Raw genomic sequence first — 14,436 nt, forward strand, 5'->3', positions numbered from 1 at the left:
CGCCGCTCTCCAAAAGGACACACTCGTGGCTGACATCGAAACTCCGCAGAACTACTCCACCGAGACGCCGGCCGAGGCCGCCGTCGAGGCTCCCCGTCCCGTCCTCTCGGTTCCCGGCGCTGCCGTGGGTCGTCGCAAGCAGGCCATCGCCCGCGTGCGTCTGGTCCCGGGCTCGGGCACGATCACGGTCAACGGCCGTACCGTCGAGGACTACTTCCCGAACAAGCTGCACCAGCAGCTGATCAACGACCCGTTCACCATCCTGAACCTGGCCGGTGCGTACGACGTGATCGCTCGCATCGCCGGTGGTGGCCCCTCGGGTCAGGCCGGTGCTCTGCGCCTCGGCATCGCGCGCGCTCTCAACGAGATCGACCGCGAGAACAACCGCCCGACTCTGAAGAAGGCCGGCTTCCTGTCGCGTGACGCTCGCGTCAAGGAGCGCAAGAAGGCTGGTCTCAAGAAGGCCCGTAAGGCGCCTCAGTACTCGAAGCGTTAAGGTCCGGACCTTCCGATGCCGCTGTTCGGCACGGACGGGGTGAGGGGACTGGCCAACGGTCCCCTCACCGCCGACCTGGCGCTGTCCCTGGCCCAGGCGACTGCTGTCGTCCTGGGCCAGGGCCGTTCTGCAGAGGCGCGACGCCAGGAGGGCAAGCGTCTCACTGCAGTCATCGCTCGCGACCCCCGGGTATCGGGTGAGTTCCTGTCAGCGGCCGTCGCCGCTGGTCTCGCCTCCTCCGGCGTCGACGTGTTCGATGCCGGCGTGATCCCGACGCCCGCACTCGCGTTCCTCGTGGCCGACACCGGCGCCGATTTCGGTGTGGTCGTGTCCGCCTCGCACAACCCGGCGCCGGACAACGGCATCAAGATCTTCGCCCGCGGTGGCGTGAAGCTGCCCGATGAGGTCGAGCTGCGCATCGAGCAGGCGCTGACCGGGCCGAAGCTGCAGCCGACGGGCTCCGGAGTGGGACGCATCCGTCGTTTCTCCGACGCCGAGGACCGCTACCTCATCCACCTGCTCGGTTCGCTGCCGAACCGTCTGGATGGCATCCGCGTGGTGCTGGACTGCGCGCACGGCGCCGCCTCCGGCGTCTCGCCCGATGCGTTCCGTGATGCAGGTGCGGAGGTCACGGTCATCGGAGCAGACCCCGATGGTCTGAACATCAACGACGGCGTGGGGTCCACGCATCTGGACAACCTCGCGGAGGCCGTCGTCCGGCTGGGCGCCGACGTCGGGATCGCTCACGACGGCGACGCCGACCGCTGCCTGGCGGTGGACGCCGAGGGGAACTTCATCGACGGCGACCAGATCATGGCGATCCTCGCGGCCGCGATGCATGAGCGCGGTGTCCTCACGGACGATGTGCTGGTTGCCACCGTCATGAGCAACCTGGGGCTGCATCGGGCGATGAGCGAGCGCGGCATCTCCGTGAAGACGACCGCGGTCGGCGATCGCTACGTGCTCGAGGAGATGAACGAGGGGGGATTCGCCCTCGGCGGCGAGCAGTCCGGTCACGTGATCATGCGCGAGTTCGCCACGACCGGTGACGGCGTCCTCACCGGCTTGCACCTGGTGGCCGAGATGGCACACCAGAAGAAGTCGCTCGCCGAGCTCGCACGGATCATGACCATCTACCCGCAGGTGATGGTCAACGTCCGCGGTGTCGACCGCGACGGCGTGCGCGGTGACGAGGAGATCGCTGCCGCTGTCGCCGCGGTCGAGGCCGAGCTGGGGGAGACCGGCCGCGTGCTTCTGCGCCCCTCGGGCACCGAGCCGCTGGTGCGGGTGATGGTCGAGGCAGCGGATGAGGACTCCGCTCATCGGCATGCCGCCACCCTCGCCGCGGTCGTCAAGGCCCGCCTCGCGATCTGACCTCGCGAAACACCCAGACAAGTCCGAGAAGCCCCGCACGCAGGGTTTCTCGGACTTGTCTGGGTTCGCGGGGCTAGAGCGACTCGATGTAGCGCAGGAGAACACCCTCCCGGAGCGCCCAGGGAGACGCCTCCAGCTCGTCGACGCCGAGGGCCAGCATCGCCTCATGCAGTACCACCGCACCCGCGACGATCTGGAAGGTGCGGTCCGGGGTGATGCCCGGGAGGATATGGCGCGATTCGGCGGGCAGCTTCGCCAGCCGCGGCACCCAGTCGCCGAGCTGGTCTCGTGACAGCGTCACCCGGTCAGAGCCCGCCCAGCCGGTGAGCACGTTGCCCGCGAGGCGGGCGAGCGAGCGGATCGTCTTCGACGAGCCGACGACGTGATCGGGCGCGGGCTGATCGGCGAATGCCGCTGCGGCGGGGACCAGCAGACGGCGGGCGTGCTCGCGCAGGCGTGTGACAGCGTCCTCTCCGGGCGGGTCGTGCGGGAGGTGCTCGATCGTCATCCGACCGGCGCCCAGCGGGAGGGACAGCGCCACGTCGGGAGCCTCCTCGCTGCCGCACGCCAGTTCCAGAGACCCGCCGCCGATGTCGAACATCAGCAGCTGACCGGCCGACCACCCGAACCAGCGGCGGGCGGCGAGGAAGGTGAGCTCGGCCTCGGCAGCCCCGCTGAGCACTTGCAACGGATGACCCAGCCGCGCCTCGATCGCGGCGATCACCTCTGCACCATTGGCGGCGTCTCGCACGGCGCTCGTCGCGGTGGCCAGGAGGTCGTCGGGGCGCTCCTCGTCCAGGATCTCGCGCGCCCGTGCGACCGCGGTGAGGATCGCGTCGACCCCGGCGGGTGAGATCGATCCGCCGGGCTCCAGGAAGCGCATCAGCCGCAGCACGGCCTTCTCGCTCACCGACGCGATGGGCCGGCCCCCGGCATGGATCTCCGCGATCAGCAGATGGACCGTGTTCGAGCCGATGTCGAGGACCCCGAGGCGCATTCGCACAGCGTATCGTCCGGAGTTCTCATCGTGTCGAGCCTCGGCACGTCCGAGCGACCGTGCGACGCGGGGTTTCTCCGCCGCGCCGGTGCTTCTCGGGCGTCAGAAGCGCGCGGCGAGCCACGCGGTCTGGCGCAGCCACTGCACCGTCTGGCCGCCCTCGTGGCCGTTGAACGGGTACACCTCGATCTCAGCGTCGGACGCGGCGAGGTGGTTGAAGGCGGCGAACACGCTCGAAGGCAGCACCACATCGTCCATCAGTGCGACGGAGAACAGCGCCGGAACGGTGATGCGGCGGGCGAAGTTCACACCGTCGAAGTAGGACAGCGTGTGGAACACGTTGTCGACCTCGGTGCGGCGGACGGACAGGTAGCGCGCGATCTCGGGGAACGGCAGCACCGGGGTGCGCTCGACGGAGCGGCGGAAGTGGCAGAGGAAGGGCACGTCGGGCATGACGGCGGAGACGTCCGGGTGCAGGGCGGCCGCGGCCAGCGAGATACCGCCGCCCTGGCTGCCACCGGTGACGGCGATGCGGGAGGAATCAACGAACGGGAGCTCGCGGACCGCGTCGACAGCGAGCACGGCATCGGTGAAGACCCGGCGGTAGTAGTAGGTGTCGGGGGACTCGATGCCCCGTGTCATGTAGCCGGGCGTCGCTCCTGCGGAACCGTGCGGGTCCGGGGTGTCTCCGCCCGAGCCCCAGCCGGCACCCTGGCCGCGGGTGTCCATGAGCACGTGGACGTAGCCGGCGGCGGCCCACTGCAGTTGCTCGCCGGCTTGCCCGCGCCCACCGCCGTATCCGATGAACTGCACCACGGCCGCGCGCGGGGCGCCGTCCTTCGGCCGCGTGACCCACGCGCGGATCGGCTCGCCGCCGAACCCGCTGAAGGTGAGATCCTCCACGATCAGCTGGTCGATCGGCGTCTCGGCCGGGACCAGCGTCGACGGGGTCCGCAGCGCACGGGACTCGCTCAGCGTGCGTTCCCAGAACGCATCGAAATCTTCGGGCTCAGCGACGTCGGGTCGGAAGGTGCGCAGGTCATCGAGGGGGAGATCAGTGAGTGCCACGGCATCACCGTAGCGCACCCTTCACGCCCCTCCGCCGTGCTCCGCCTCGCCGCGACATCTCTCCGCGCAACGCCCGTGCCCCGCCGTGTTCCGCGAGCGACACATGCCCGTGAGAGTTCTCTCGGTGGGCGACGAGCGGTGCAAGGCGGCGGTTCTCGCCCACAGACGGACGTCTCGCGGGGATCACGGCCCGCGTCAGAGGAGGAGGCCGTGGCGGGCGAAGACGGCGTGCACGCCGCCGTCGAGGACAGCGGAGGTGACCTCGGACGCTGCCGCCTTCACAGCATCGGTGGCGTTGCCCATGGCGGCCGAGACACCGCAGGCCGCGAACATCTCCAGATCGTTCGGGCTGTCGCCGATGCCGATCGCCTGAGCACGCGTGAAGCCGAGCCGGGGCAGCAGCATCTCGATGGTGGTGCCCTTGTTGACACCCGGACCGGAAATCTCCCCGCTGGCCGAGCCGAGGAACGGGATGGATCCCGTCACGATGTGGAAGCGGTCGCCGAGCCCCGCGACCGTGCGGTCGTATGCGCTGTGGTCGTCGCCGACGAACACGACCTTCGCGATGTGATCGCGGACATCAGCGGGAGCCTCGGCGATATCGCGGACAGTGGGCTCGGCCGCCGCCGCGTGAGAGACGTCCACCCCCGCGGCCGCCAGTGCTTCGTGCGCGCGGATGGCCCCTGCGGTGATCCGCTCCACCGCCGCGGATTCCGCGTAGGTGCCGGTGAAGGTCTGCAGCACCGCGGGCAGGTCCTCGGCGCGGAGGAAATCGAGCAGCTCCGTGGCCAGCGCCGTCGGCATCGCCCGCTCGATGATGAGCTCGCCATCGATCGTGACGAAGCCGCCGCCGGCCGAGACGATGCCGTCGAAGCCGATCTCCCGAACGGACGGCGCGATCTCGGCCTCCGCTCGCCCCGTGCACAGGAAGACGTGGTGGCCGCCGGCTCGTGCCTCGCGCACCGCGCTGATCGTCGTGGGGTCGATGCGTCCCAGCGAATCGATGATGGTGCCGTCGACGTCCAGGAATGCGATGCGCTGCATGCCTTCCACGCTATTGCACCGGCCCGTGCGCGACGTCCGGACGGCCGCGATAGCATGGCGGAATGCCTGCCGCGCCCGCATCGCCGCTGAGCCCGTACCGCGACATCACTCGTGCGGAGTGGGCGCAGCTCGCACAGGGGATGCCGCAACCGCTCACCGAGCCCGAGCTCGTGCAGCTGCGGGGCCTCGGCGACCGGATGGACCTCACCGAGGTGCGAGAGGTCTATCTCCCGCTCAGCCGGCTGCTGAGCCTCTATGCGGCCTCCACCAAGCGGCTCGGCGCCGACACCGCCGCCTTTCTGAACGAGCCCGATGTCACCACCCCGTTCGTGATCGCCGTGGCCGGTTCGGTCGCGGTCGGCAAATCGACCGTGGCGCGACTGCTGCGCGAGCTCGTCAGCCGCTGGTCGGACACGCCGCGAGTCGAGCTGGTGACCACGGACGGGTTCCTGTACCCGAACGCGGAGCTGGAGCGGCGCGGGCTGATGGAGCGCAAGGGCTTCCCCGAGTCCTACGACCGCCGCGCGCTCGTCGAGTTCCTCACCGAGGTCAAATCCGGTGCCGAAGAGGTGCGTGCGCCGTTCTACTCGCACATGCGCTACGACATCGTCCCCGACGCCCACGTCGTGGTGCGACGCCCGGACGTGGTCATCGTCGAGGGACTCAACGTGCTGCAGCCGCCGCCCAGTCCCCACGAGGTGGCGGTGAGCGACCTGTTCGACTTCTCGGTGTTCGTCGACGCCGACACCCACAACATCGAGAGGTGGTACGTCGACCGGTTCCTGGAGCTGCGCAAGGGCGCTTTCAGCAATCCGCACTCCTACTTCAACGTCTTCGCGCATCTGACCGACGCCGAAGCGGAACAGGCCGCCCTCGGGTACTGGAACGACATCAACATGCCGAACCTCGTGGAGAACGTGCTGCCCACCAAGCACCGCGCGAGCCTCATCCTGCGCAAGGGGCCCGGCCACAGCGTCGAGCGCGTGTCGCTGCGCAAGCTGTAACAGCACTTGCGCACAGGTGCTCCACACGGCACAGGGATGCCTCGGGGCGCGCCCCTAGAATCAGGACCATGTGTGGAATCGTTGGATACGTGGGTGCTCGCGAGAGCCAGCCCATTCTGCTGGCCGGCCTCGCCCGGCTCGAATACCGGGGCTATGACTCCGCAGGCATCGCCGTCATCGATGATGACGGCGGTCTGGACATGCGAAAGAAGTCCGGCAAGCTCAGCGTGCTGCGTGAGGATCTCGCCGCCGCTCCCATGCCCGATGGTTCGACCGGCATCGGTCACACGCGGTGGGCCACGCACGGCGGACCGACCGACGAGAACGCCCACCCCCACCTCGCCGACGATGACCGCCTCGCTCTCATCCACAACGGCATCATCGAGAACTTCTCCGAGCTGAAGAACGAGCTCCTGTCCGAGGGGTACACATTCCGCTCGGAGACCGACAGCGAGGTCGCCGCCATCCTGCTGGGGCGCGAGTACCGCGCCACCGGCGACCTGCGCGCCGCGTTCCGCGCCGTCGTGCGCCGCCTGGAGGGTGCCTTCACCATCCTCGCGACGCATCGTGACAGCCCCGGACTCGTCGTGGGTGCCCGGCGCAACTCGCCGCTCGTGATCGGCCTCGGCGAGGGCGAGAACTTCCTCGGCTCGGATGTCGCCGCCTTCGTGGAGCACACCCGCCGTGCGCTCGCTATCGGACAGGACCAGATCGTCGCGATCACCCCGGACGGCGTGGAGATCACCGACTTCGACGGCAACCCCGTCGAGGCGGAGGAGTTCACGGTCAACTGGGACGCGGCAGCGGCGGAGAAGGGCGGCTGGCCCAGCTTCATGGCCAAGGAGGTCTCCGAGGAGCCGGAGGCGGTCGCCAACACCATCCGCGGTCGCCTGCAGGACGGACAGGTGGTCATCCCGGAGCTGGACGGTCTGGACGAACTGTTCGCCGGGATCTCGCGCATCATCATCGTGGCGTGCGGCACCGCCGCCTACGCGGGAGAAGTCGGCAAGTACGCGCTCGAGGCCTGGGCGCGCATCCCGGCCGATGTCGAGCTCGCGCACGAGTTCCGCTACCGCGATCCGGTCATCGGCCCCGACACCCTGGTGGTCTCCATCAGCCAGTCCGGCGAGACGATGGACACGCTCATGGCGGTCAAGTTCGCCCGTGAGGCCGGCGCCAAGACGCTCAGCATCTGCAACACCCAGGGCGCCACGATTCCGCGCGAGAGCGATGCGGTCGTGTACACCCACGCCGGGCCCGAGGTGGCGGTGGCCTCGACGAAGGCGTTCGTCGCCCAGATCACGGCGTTGCTGCTGCTGGGCCTGCACATCGGCCGCATCCGCGGCACGGTGACCGCGGACGAGGGCGCACGCCACGTGCGCGAGCTGGAGGCGATCCCCGCCAAGATCAGCCGCGTGCTGGAGCAGCAGGAGCGCATCGGCCAGCTCGGTCACTGGATGGCCGACACCCGCTCGGTGCTGTTCCTCGGCCGTCACGTCGGCTTCCCGATCGCGATGGAGGGCGCGCTCAAGCTCAAGGAGATCTCCTACATCCACGCCGAGGGATTCGCCGCGGGCGAGCTCAAGCACGGACCGATCGCGCTGATCGAGCCCGGTCAGCCGGTGTTCGTCATCGTCCCGTCGCCGCGTCACTCGTCGCTGCTGCACGCGAAGGTGGTCTCCAACATCCAGGAGATCCGCGCTCGCGGTGCTCGCGTCATCGTGATCGCGGAGGAGGGAGACGCCGCCGTATTGCCGTTCGCCGACGAGGTGCTGCGCATCCCCCTCGCCGAGCCGCTGTTCGAGCCGATCCTGGCGGTCGTCCCGCTGCACGTGTTCGCGATGGCACTCGCTACGGCGAAGGGGCTGGACGTGGATCAGCCGCGCAACCTCGCCAAGTCCGTGACGGTGGAGTGAGCGCCCACCCGTGAGCATGATCGCCGGCATCGGCGTCGACCTGGTCGACATCGCACGTTTCGAACGCACCCTCGAACGGACCCCGCGTCTGCGAGAGCGGCTGTTCACCGCGAACGAGCAGCCGATGCCGGCGCGTTCCCTCGCCGCCCGCTACGCCGCCAAGGAGGCCTTCATCAAGGCTCTCGGCGGCTCGGACGGCGTGTACTGGCGCGAGATCGAGGTGCAGAACGATCCCGAGGGGCGCCCGTTCTTCTCCCTCACCGGGGCCACCGCTGCCACCGTCATCGCTCGCGGCATCAGCACCATGCACGTCTCGATGTCGCACGATGGCGGATTCGCCACGGCGTATGTGATCGCCGAGCTCCGGTCGGATCGGCCGACCGGACGGAAGGGCCTGTGATGCTTCCCGATTCGACCGCTCAGCTGCGTGAAGCGGTGATCGACACCGAGGCGATCACCGCCAACACCCGGGCGCTGGCCGCCCTCACGGGGACCCCCGTCCTCGCGGTGGTGAAGGCGAACGCCTACGGCCATGGCGCCGTGCGCACCGCCCGTGCCGCGCTCGCGGGCGGTGCGGTGATGCTCGGCGTCACCGATCTGTCCGAGGCGTTCGAGTTGCGTGACGCGGGGATCACGGCGGACATCCTCTCGTGGTTGCACGCACCAGGGACGCGGTTCGAACGCGCAGTGGCCCAGCGCATCACGATCGGCGTTTCCACGATCGAGCAGCTCACGGCCGCCATCGAGGCGGGATCCGTCGCTGCCCCGGCGCGCGTGCACCTGAAGCTGGAGACCGGGCTCAGCCGCAACGGTCTGCCGCCCGAGCACTGGGAGGACGCCTTCGACATCGCTCGTCGCGCCGAAGAGATGGGCATCCTCGACATCGACGGACTGTTCTCGCACGTGTCCAACACGTCCGACGCCGATGACCGTGCGGCGCTCGCCACGTTCCTGGACGGAGTCGACCGCGCCGCCGCGAAGGGGATTCGTCCCCGGCTGCGGCACATCGCCGCCACCGCCGCGGCGATCGGTCTGGCGGAGACACGACTGGACCTGGTGCGCATCGGCATCGGACTGCACGGTCTGAGCCCCGATCCCGACAGGTTCGTCGCGTCGGAGCTGGGCCTGCGCCCGAGCATGACGCTTCGCGGCACCGTTGCCAACGTCCGTCGCGTCCCCGCAGGTACGGGCCTGTCCTACGGCTACACGTACCGGACGGACCGGGAGACCACACTGGCGCTGGTTCCCCTCGGCTACGCCGACGGGATCCCCCGGCAGGCGTCGAATCGTGCTCCGGTGCGCATCGGTGATGCTCTGCTTCAGGTGTCGGGCCGCATCGCGATGGATCAGTTCATCGTCGACGTCGGCGATGCGCCGGTCGTGGTGGGCGATGAGGTCGTGCTGTTCGGCGATCCCGCCTGCGGCGATCCCGCCGTGGAGGCATGGGCGCAGGCCGCCGACACGATCAACTACGAGATCGTCACGCGGATCAGCGCTCGCGTGCCGCGTCGCGAGCGCGCCGCGGGCGCGGGAGGGGACCGCTCGTGAACGAGGCGCTGCTCGGAGAGATCGCCGTCGAGACCGCCGACGGCATGGAAGCTCTGGGCCGCCGTATCGGCGAATCGCTCGTCGCGGGCGATCTGATCGTGCTCACCGGGGCGCTGGGTGCGGGCAAGACCACGCTGACGCGGGGGATCGGTGCGGGGCTCGGGGTACGCGGACCGGTGCAGAGCCCGACGTTCGTGATCGCACGCACCCACCCGTCGCTGGGGGACGGCCCCCCTCTCATCCATGTCGACGCCTACCGTCTCGGCTCCGCTGCGGAGCTGGATGATCTCGACCTGGATGTGGACGGGTCGGTCGTGATCGTCGAGTGGGGCCACGGCATGGTGGAGGGCCTGCGCGATCACTGGTGGGAGATCGAGATCGAGCGCCCCACGGGCGACGACGTGGGCGGCCTCGCCGACGACGAACTCGACGGGGACACCACGCGCCACATCCGCATCGTCGCTCGTCCCTGACCCGCCCCCGCTTGCTCGCGACCGGGTGCGGTGCACTGCGGGATACCCTGGAGGGGTGATTCTCGCGATCGATACTTCCCTCGGTTCCGCGGTCGCCGTGGTCGATCGTGACGGGACGGTGCTGGCCGAGGCGCACACCGATGACCGTCTCGGTCACGCCGAGGTGATCGGCGATCTCCTGGCGCGTGTGCTGCAGGATGCCGGCGATCCCGTCATCACCCACGTTGCGGCGGGGATGGGTCCCGGGCCCTTCACCGGGCTGCGCATCGGGATCGCTGCTGCGCGGACGTTCGCACTCGCCCGGGGAGTCGAGGTCGTGCCGGTGGTGAGTCACGACGCCATCGCGCTCGGACTGCTGGAATCGGACGACGATGCGGAGTTCGCCGTGGCGACCGACGCGCGTCGTCGTGAGCTCGCCTGGACCGCGTACACCGGCATCGACGCCGATGGTCTTCCCGTGCGCCACGCCGAACCGGCCCTGGTCGCCCGTGCCGAGGCGGAGATCGCTCTCACCGGCTGGATCTGGGGAGAGGCCGCACAGCTCGATGCCGGCCTTCTCGGTCGCGTGGCCGCACGTGCGATCGCGGCGGGGCGGATCATCGGACCGGACGAGCCGCTGTACCTGCGCTCTCCCGACGTGGCGGCACCGAAGGCCGCCTCCCCGAAGGGCGGCGCATGATCCTCCGTGATGCCGGCGTCGACGACCTCGCCGCCATCATGGCGCTCGAACACGCGTCATTCCCGACCGACGCCTGGTCGGAGAACACCATGGCGGACGAGCTCGCCTCGCCGCACACCCGGTACGTCGTGCTCGTCGACGCCGACGGTGCCACGCAGGGATATGCGGGTCTGCGAGCCCTGTCCGGCTCACCCGATGCCGATGTGCAGACCATCGCGGTCGCCTCCGCAGCTCGCGGTCGCGGCCTCGGCCGGATGCTGCTTCACGAACTCCTTCGGCGAGCGATCGATGCGGGAGCGCGCGAGGTCTTCCTCGATGTCCGTGACGACAACGCACCCGCGCGGGCCCTCTATGCGTCGGAGGGGTTCGCGGAGATCGGGCGACGCCCGCACTACTACCAGCCGGACGATGTCGACGCCGTGGTGATGAGACTGGCACTGACCGCCGCCGTGAAGGAGAAGCTCGCGTGAACCGCACGGAACCCCTGGTGCTCGGCATCGAGTCCAGCTGCGATGAGACCGGAATCGGCATCGTGCGGGGGCGCACCCTGCTCAGCAACACGATCGCGTCGAGCATGGACGAGCACGCCCGCTACGGCGGGGTGATCCCCGAGATCGCGGCGCGCGCCCACCTGGAGGCGCTGCAGCCGGCAATCGAGGCGGCCCTGGCCGAGTCCGGCGTCACCCTCGACGAGCTCGACGCCGTCGCCGTGACGAGCGGTCCGGGGCTCGCGGGGGCCCTGATGGTGGGAGTCGGGGCGGCGAAGGCGCTCGCGGTGGGCCTCGGCAAGCCGCTGTACGCGGTCAACCACCTCGTCGGGCACATCGCCGCGGACATCCTGGACGATTCCGCCGAGCCGCTCGAGTACCCCACCGTCGCTCTTCTCGTCTCCGGGGGGCACACCTCCCTCCTGCTGGTCCGCGATCTCACCACCGATGTCGAACTGCTCGGGGAGACCATGGACGATGCCGCAGGGGAGGCCTTCGACAAGGTCGCCCGCCTGCTGGGGCTGCCCTATCCGGGCGGGCCGCAGATCGACCGTGCCGCAGCGGACGGGGATCCGACGGCGATCCGGTTTCCTCGCGGGCTGTCTCGCGCCAGCGACATGGCCGATCACCGCTATGACTTCTCGTTCTCCGGTCTGAAGACCGCGGTGGCGCGCTGGGTGGAGCAGAAGCGTGCGGCGGGGGAGGAGATCCCGGTCGCGGACGTCGCAGCGAGCTTCCGCGAGGCGGTGGTCGACGTGCTCGTCACGAAGGCCCTCGACGCGTGCGCGCAGTACGGCGTCCCGCGCCTGCTCCTCGGAGGCGGAGTCATCGCCAACCGCCGGCTGCGGGAGGTCGCGCTCGAGCGGGGCGCGAAGGCGGGCGTCACGGTGCGGATCCCGCCGTTGTCGCTGTGCACCGACAACGGCGCGATGATCGCCGGGCTCGCCTCGGAGCTCATCATGTCGGGGCGTGGAGCTTCCACGCTCGCGTTCGGCGCGGATTCGACGCTGCCGGTCACCGAGATCCAGGTGGCGCCGGCACCGAGTGCGGGTCGCGATGGCTGAGGACGCGCGCACCGGGTCGGGAACACCGCCGGACGGCGGGGATCCTTCTCTCGACGACGACACCGTCGTCGAGTCGGCCGTGCGTGAGGACCTGATCTCGAAGGACATCCTCGCCGAAATCGACCCGGAGCACACCGGCTGGACCGCCGAGATCTCGGTGATCCGTCAGATCCCCGACCCTGCAGACGACCCCGAACTGCGCGGCGCGCCTCCGGTGGCAGACGAATCCGCAGCACGTCCGGAGGTGGTGTGGGCGCCCGCCGCGCTCGTGCGCAAGGGCATCGGGGGCAGCGCGCTCTCGTTCTCCATCTCCGCGCTCATCGGCTCGTGCGTGGTCGGCTGGCTCTTCCCCCTCGGCATCTTCGCGCTGGTCCTCGGCATCGTGGCCGTCCGGCGCCCGGCGGAGAGCACCGCGCTCGGGCGCTGGGCCATCGGCCTCAGCATCCTCTCGCTCATCTACAGCGCGGGCTGGATCTGGTGGGTCGGTCGCCAGGTGGGCTGGTGGTTCTGAGGCGACCTGTCAGACGCGATCCGCGAGGATCGCGACGCGCGTATCGCCCCGCCGAGTGAGGAACAGGGTCGCCGACTCACTGCCGGTGAGCTTGAGCTTGCGTCGCAGCGCGGCGGGGTCGACGTCCACGCCGCGCTTCTTGATCTCCAGGGTGCCGATGTCGCGTGCCTTCAGCGCGCGAGCGAGCTGCTTGGGGTCGGTCGGGAGCTCCTCACGTACCCGGAACGACTGTACGAACGGGCTGGTGAGCGCCGCGTCCCCGGTGACGTAGGCGATTGCCGGGGAGAGCATTCCGGCATCCAGCGACCGGGCGACCTCCCCGATCAGCCGCGCCCGGATCACGGCGCCGTCGGGCTCATGGAGGAAGGCGCCCAGGGGGCGCACCGGCTCGTCCTCGGTGTCGGCCGATGCGCTCAGTTCGTGGGACTCGTCGCCGCGCATGACCAGGGCGGAGCGACCGATTCCCGGACGCGCGAGTGCGCCGAACCACAGCGCGAGCTCCACCACCGATCCGCCGTCGCTCACCCACTGAGCTTCCGCCCCGTCCGGGATCTCGGCGCGATCGTGCGCGGGGCCGAGCTTGACCCCCAGCGGCATGCGTTCGGCCAGCTCATACACCCAGGGCAGAGACGGGGTGTACTCGTGGGCACCCACTCGCGTCGTCTCGGAGTGACCGGCGGTGCGGCGCGCCGGATCGAGCCATGCGGCCTCGACGTCGCCGAGGTCGGTCTCCTCAGCACGCGCATGCTGCACGCGGACGTCGTCCCCGAAGATCGCGAGATTGTACGCGGCGATCGCGGCTGTGACCTCGTCGGCGTCCACGGCGAGCACCCGAAGGTCTGCGCCGGCGAAGGCGAGGGAATCGCCGCCGATACCGCAGCCGAGGTCTGCCACACTGGTCAGTCCGGCCGCGCGGAACCGCCCGGCATGGCGTGCGGCGACGGGCATGCGCGTAGCCTGCTCCAGGCCGGCGCGGGTGAACAGCATGCGCTCGGCGAACGGTCCGAACTTCGCCGCCGCGCGCGTGCGCAGCCGGGCCTGGGTGACGACGGCGGAGACGAGTTCCGGTCCGTGGCCTGCGGCGCGCAGGCGCGAGACGGCGCGCAGGGCGTCGTCGCTCGTGACGATCCCACCCGTCGCATCGAGGAGGGCGAGGCCCTCCGGCGTCAGCAGGGCCCTCAGCTCGCTCATCTCCACTCCGACAGCCTACGGGCCGCCCTCCGCGCGGCGCAGTCTGACCGGTTGCTGAAGGATTGGCACTCGCATTGCGTGAGTGCCAGCCACCGTCCTACACTGGCATTAGCACTCGACTAGTGCGGGTGCTAACGAGTCTTGAATCGCAAGAAGGAAGAGGTAAACCGTGTCGGTTTCCATCAAGCCGCTCGAGGACCGCATCGTCATCAAGCAGGTCGAGGCTGAGCAGACCACTGCCAGTGGACTGGTCATCCCCGACACCGCCAAGGAAAAGCCCCAGGAGGGCGAGGTCGTGGCCGTGGGCCCCGGTCGCATCGACGACAACGGCAACCGCGTTCCGCTCGACGTCGCCGTCGGTGACCGCGTGCTCTACAGCAAGTACGGCGGCACCGAGGTGAAGTTCGGTGCCGAGGAGTTCCTCGTGCTCTCCGCTCGCGATGTTCTGGCGGTCGTCGTTCGCTGATCCTCGGCTGACGCTTTCGTCCGGAGGCCCGTGTGCACCGCACACGGGCCTTCGTCATGTCTCTGCACCCCGGGGGACGGGCAGGCGTGCGCGGCGGGGAGCCATAGACTGCTGAAG

16 protein-coding genes are annotated in these 14,436 nt (G+C 69.7%); 12 read left to right on the top strand and 4 right to left on the bottom strand.

All coding sequences use genetic code 11. The features are described 5' to 3' along the window. The first annotated feature begins 25 nt into the window (after positions 1 to 25). Both rpsI and glmM read left to right on the top strand, forming a co-directional pair. Positions 26 to 496 carry a 30S ribosomal protein S9 gene (gene rpsI, locus ACIQJ5_RS02715; RefSeq protein WP_231090562.1) on the top strand — a complete coding sequence of 157 codons (471 nt, stop codon included), beginning with the start codon at positions 26 to 28 and terminating at the stop codon, positions 494 to 496. Positions 497 to 511: 15 nt separating this feature from the next. Next, on the top strand, positions 512 to 1,870 hold the full coding sequence (gene glmM, locus ACIQJ5_RS02720; protein WP_231090561.1) for a phosphoglucosamine mutase: 1,359 nt from the start codon (positions 512 to 514) through the stop codon (positions 1,868 to 1,870). A 73-nt stretch (positions 1,871 to 1,943) separates the two neighbouring features. On the opposite strand, the gene ACIQJ5_RS02725 is transcribed toward glmM, so the two are convergent. The 3 genes from ACIQJ5_RS02725 to ACIQJ5_RS02735 all read right to left on the bottom strand — a co-directional run bounded on the left by ACIQJ5_RS02725 (position 1,944) and on the right by ACIQJ5_RS02735 (position 4,979). Continuing rightward, positions 1,944 to 2,867, bottom strand: a complete 924-nt coding sequence (locus tag ACIQJ5_RS02725) for a Ppx/GppA phosphatase family protein (RefSeq protein ID WP_402840659.1) — start codon at positions 2,865 to 2,867, stop codon at positions 1,944 to 1,946. A 102-nt stretch (positions 2,868 to 2,969) separates the two neighbouring features. Beyond that, a complete protein-coding gene (locus tag ACIQJ5_RS02730) occupies positions 2,970 to 3,935 on the bottom strand; it encodes an acetylxylan esterase (protein WP_231090559.1) in 966 nt (321 codons plus the stop codon). 195 nt (positions 3,936 to 4,130) lie between these two features. Next, positions 4,131 to 4,979 (bottom strand): HAD family hydrolase, encoded by an 849-nt coding sequence (locus ACIQJ5_RS02735; RefSeq protein ID WP_231090558.1) that lies wholly within the window; start codon positions 4,977 to 4,979, stop codon positions 4,131 to 4,133. Between the two features lie 62 nt (positions 4,980 to 5,041). Here ACIQJ5_RS02735 and coaA point away from each other — a divergent pair, with 62 nt between their 5' ends. From coaA to ACIQJ5_RS02780, 9 genes are all read left to right on the top strand, one after another. Continuing rightward, positions 5,042 to 5,983: a type I pantothenate kinase gene (coaA, locus tag ACIQJ5_RS02740; protein WP_231090557.1), complete on the top strand. Its 942-nt coding sequence runs from the start codon at positions 5,042 to 5,044 to the stop codon at positions 5,981 to 5,983. Positions 5,984 to 6,051: 68 nt separating this feature from the next. Next, positions 6,052 to 7,899 carry a glutamine--fructose-6-phosphate transaminase (isomerizing) gene (gene glmS / locus ACIQJ5_RS02745; RefSeq protein WP_231090556.1) on the top strand — a complete coding sequence of 616 codons (1,848 nt, stop codon included), beginning with the start codon at positions 6,052 to 6,054 and terminating at the stop codon, positions 7,897 to 7,899. 16 nt (positions 7,900 to 7,915) lie between these two features. Next, the gene (locus tag ACIQJ5_RS02750; RefSeq protein ID WP_231091386.1) at positions 7,916 to 8,299 is read left to right on the top strand and encodes a holo-ACP synthase; all 384 of its coding nucleotides are present in this window, start codon (positions 7,916 to 7,918) and stop codon (positions 8,297 to 8,299) included. Beyond that, the gene (gene alr, locus ACIQJ5_RS02755) at positions 8,299 to 9,447 is read left to right on the top strand and encodes an alanine racemase (protein ID WP_402842012.1); all 1,149 of its coding nucleotides are present in this window, start codon (positions 8,299 to 8,301) and stop codon (positions 9,445 to 9,447) included. The genes ACIQJ5_RS02750 and alr overlap by 1 nt, the downstream gene beginning before the upstream one ends. Next, positions 9,444 to 9,920 (top strand): tRNA (adenosine(37)-N6)-threonylcarbamoyltransferase complex ATPase subunit type 1 TsaE, encoded by a 477-nt coding sequence (tsaE, locus tag ACIQJ5_RS02760; RefSeq protein WP_372459777.1) that lies wholly within the window; start codon positions 9,444 to 9,446, stop codon positions 9,918 to 9,920. The genes alr and tsaE overlap by 4 nt, the downstream gene beginning before the upstream one ends. A gap of 55 nt (positions 9,921 to 9,975) precedes the next feature. Then, entirely contained in the window at positions 9,976 to 10,599 is a 624-nt protein-coding gene (gene tsaB / locus ACIQJ5_RS02765; protein WP_402840667.1) for a tRNA (adenosine(37)-N6)-threonylcarbamoyltransferase complex dimerization subunit type 1 TsaB, read from the top strand. Next, positions 10,596 to 11,069, top strand: coding sequence for a ribosomal protein S18-alanine N-acetyltransferase (gene rimI, locus ACIQJ5_RS02770; protein ID WP_231090553.1), 474 nt, complete (start codon positions 10,596 to 10,598; stop codon positions 11,067 to 11,069). The genes tsaB and rimI overlap by 4 nt, the downstream gene beginning before the upstream one ends. Further along, complete coding sequence (tsaD, locus tag ACIQJ5_RS02775; protein ID WP_231090552.1) at positions 11,066 to 12,151, top strand: tRNA (adenosine(37)-N6)-threonylcarbamoyltransferase complex transferase subunit TsaD; 1,086 nt, start codon at positions 11,066 to 11,068, stop codon at positions 12,149 to 12,151. The genes rimI and tsaD overlap by 4 nt, the downstream gene beginning before the upstream one ends. Next, on the top strand, positions 12,144 to 12,662 hold the full coding sequence (locus ACIQJ5_RS02780) for a hypothetical protein (protein ID WP_402840669.1): 519 nt from the start codon (positions 12,144 to 12,146) through the stop codon (positions 12,660 to 12,662). Before tsaD ends, ACIQJ5_RS02780 begins: the two co-directional genes overlap by 8 nt. A gap of 9 nt (positions 12,663 to 12,671) precedes the next feature. Here ACIQJ5_RS02780 and ACIQJ5_RS02785 read toward each other — a convergent pair whose 3' ends face one another. After that, the gene (locus ACIQJ5_RS02785; RefSeq protein ID WP_402840671.1) at positions 12,672 to 13,859 is read right to left on the bottom strand and encodes an SAM-dependent methyltransferase; all 1,188 of its coding nucleotides are present in this window, start codon (positions 13,857 to 13,859) and stop codon (positions 12,672 to 12,674) included. A 163-nt stretch (positions 13,860 to 14,022) separates the two neighbouring features. Here ACIQJ5_RS02785 and groES point away from each other — a divergent pair, with 163 nt between their 5' ends. Beyond that, positions 14,023 to 14,319: a co-chaperone GroES gene (groES, locus tag ACIQJ5_RS02790; RefSeq protein WP_231090549.1), complete on the top strand. Its 297-nt coding sequence runs from the start codon at positions 14,023 to 14,025 to the stop codon at positions 14,317 to 14,319. The last annotated feature ends 117 nt before the right edge of the window (positions 14,320 to 14,436 follow it).

The organism is Microbacterium sp. GXS0129 (assembly GCF_044769785.1).
Taxonomy (GTDB): Bacteria; Actinomycetota; Actinomycetes; order Actinomycetales; family Microbacteriaceae; genus Microbacterium; species Microbacterium nymphoidis.

Excerpts from the sequence above, each read along its gene's own strand:
- glmM (WP_231090561.1), top strand. The coding sequence starts at position 512 with ATGCCGCTGTTCGGCACGGACGGGGTGAGGGGACTGGCCAACGGTCCC.
- ACIQJ5_RS02725 (WP_402840659.1), bottom strand. The coding sequence starts at position 2,867 with ATGCGCCTCGGGGTCCTCGACATCGGCTCGAACACGGTCCATCTGCTG.
- ACIQJ5_RS02735 (WP_231090558.1), bottom strand. The coding sequence starts at position 4,979 with ATGCAGCGCATCGCATTCCTGGACGTCGACGGCACCATCATCGATTCG.
- coaA (WP_231090557.1), top strand. The coding sequence starts at position 5,042 with ATGCCTGCCGCGCCCGCATCGCCGCTGAGCCCGTACCGCGACATCACT.
- glmS (WP_231090556.1), top strand. The coding sequence starts at position 6,052 with ATGTGTGGAATCGTTGGATACGTGGGTGCTCGCGAGAGCCAGCCCATT.
- ACIQJ5_RS02750 (WP_231091386.1), top strand. The coding sequence starts at position 7,916 with ATGATCGCCGGCATCGGCGTCGACCTGGTCGACATCGCACGTTTCGAA.
- alr (WP_402842012.1), top strand. The coding sequence starts at position 8,299 with ATGCTTCCCGATTCGACCGCTCAGCTGCGTGAAGCGGTGATCGACACC.
- rimI (WP_231090553.1), top strand. The coding sequence starts at position 10,596 with ATGATCCTCCGTGATGCCGGCGTCGACGACCTCGCCGCCATCATGGCG.
- ACIQJ5_RS02780 (WP_402840669.1), top strand. The coding sequence starts at position 12,144 with ATGGCTGAGGACGCGCGCACCGGGTCGGGAACACCGCCGGACGGCGGG.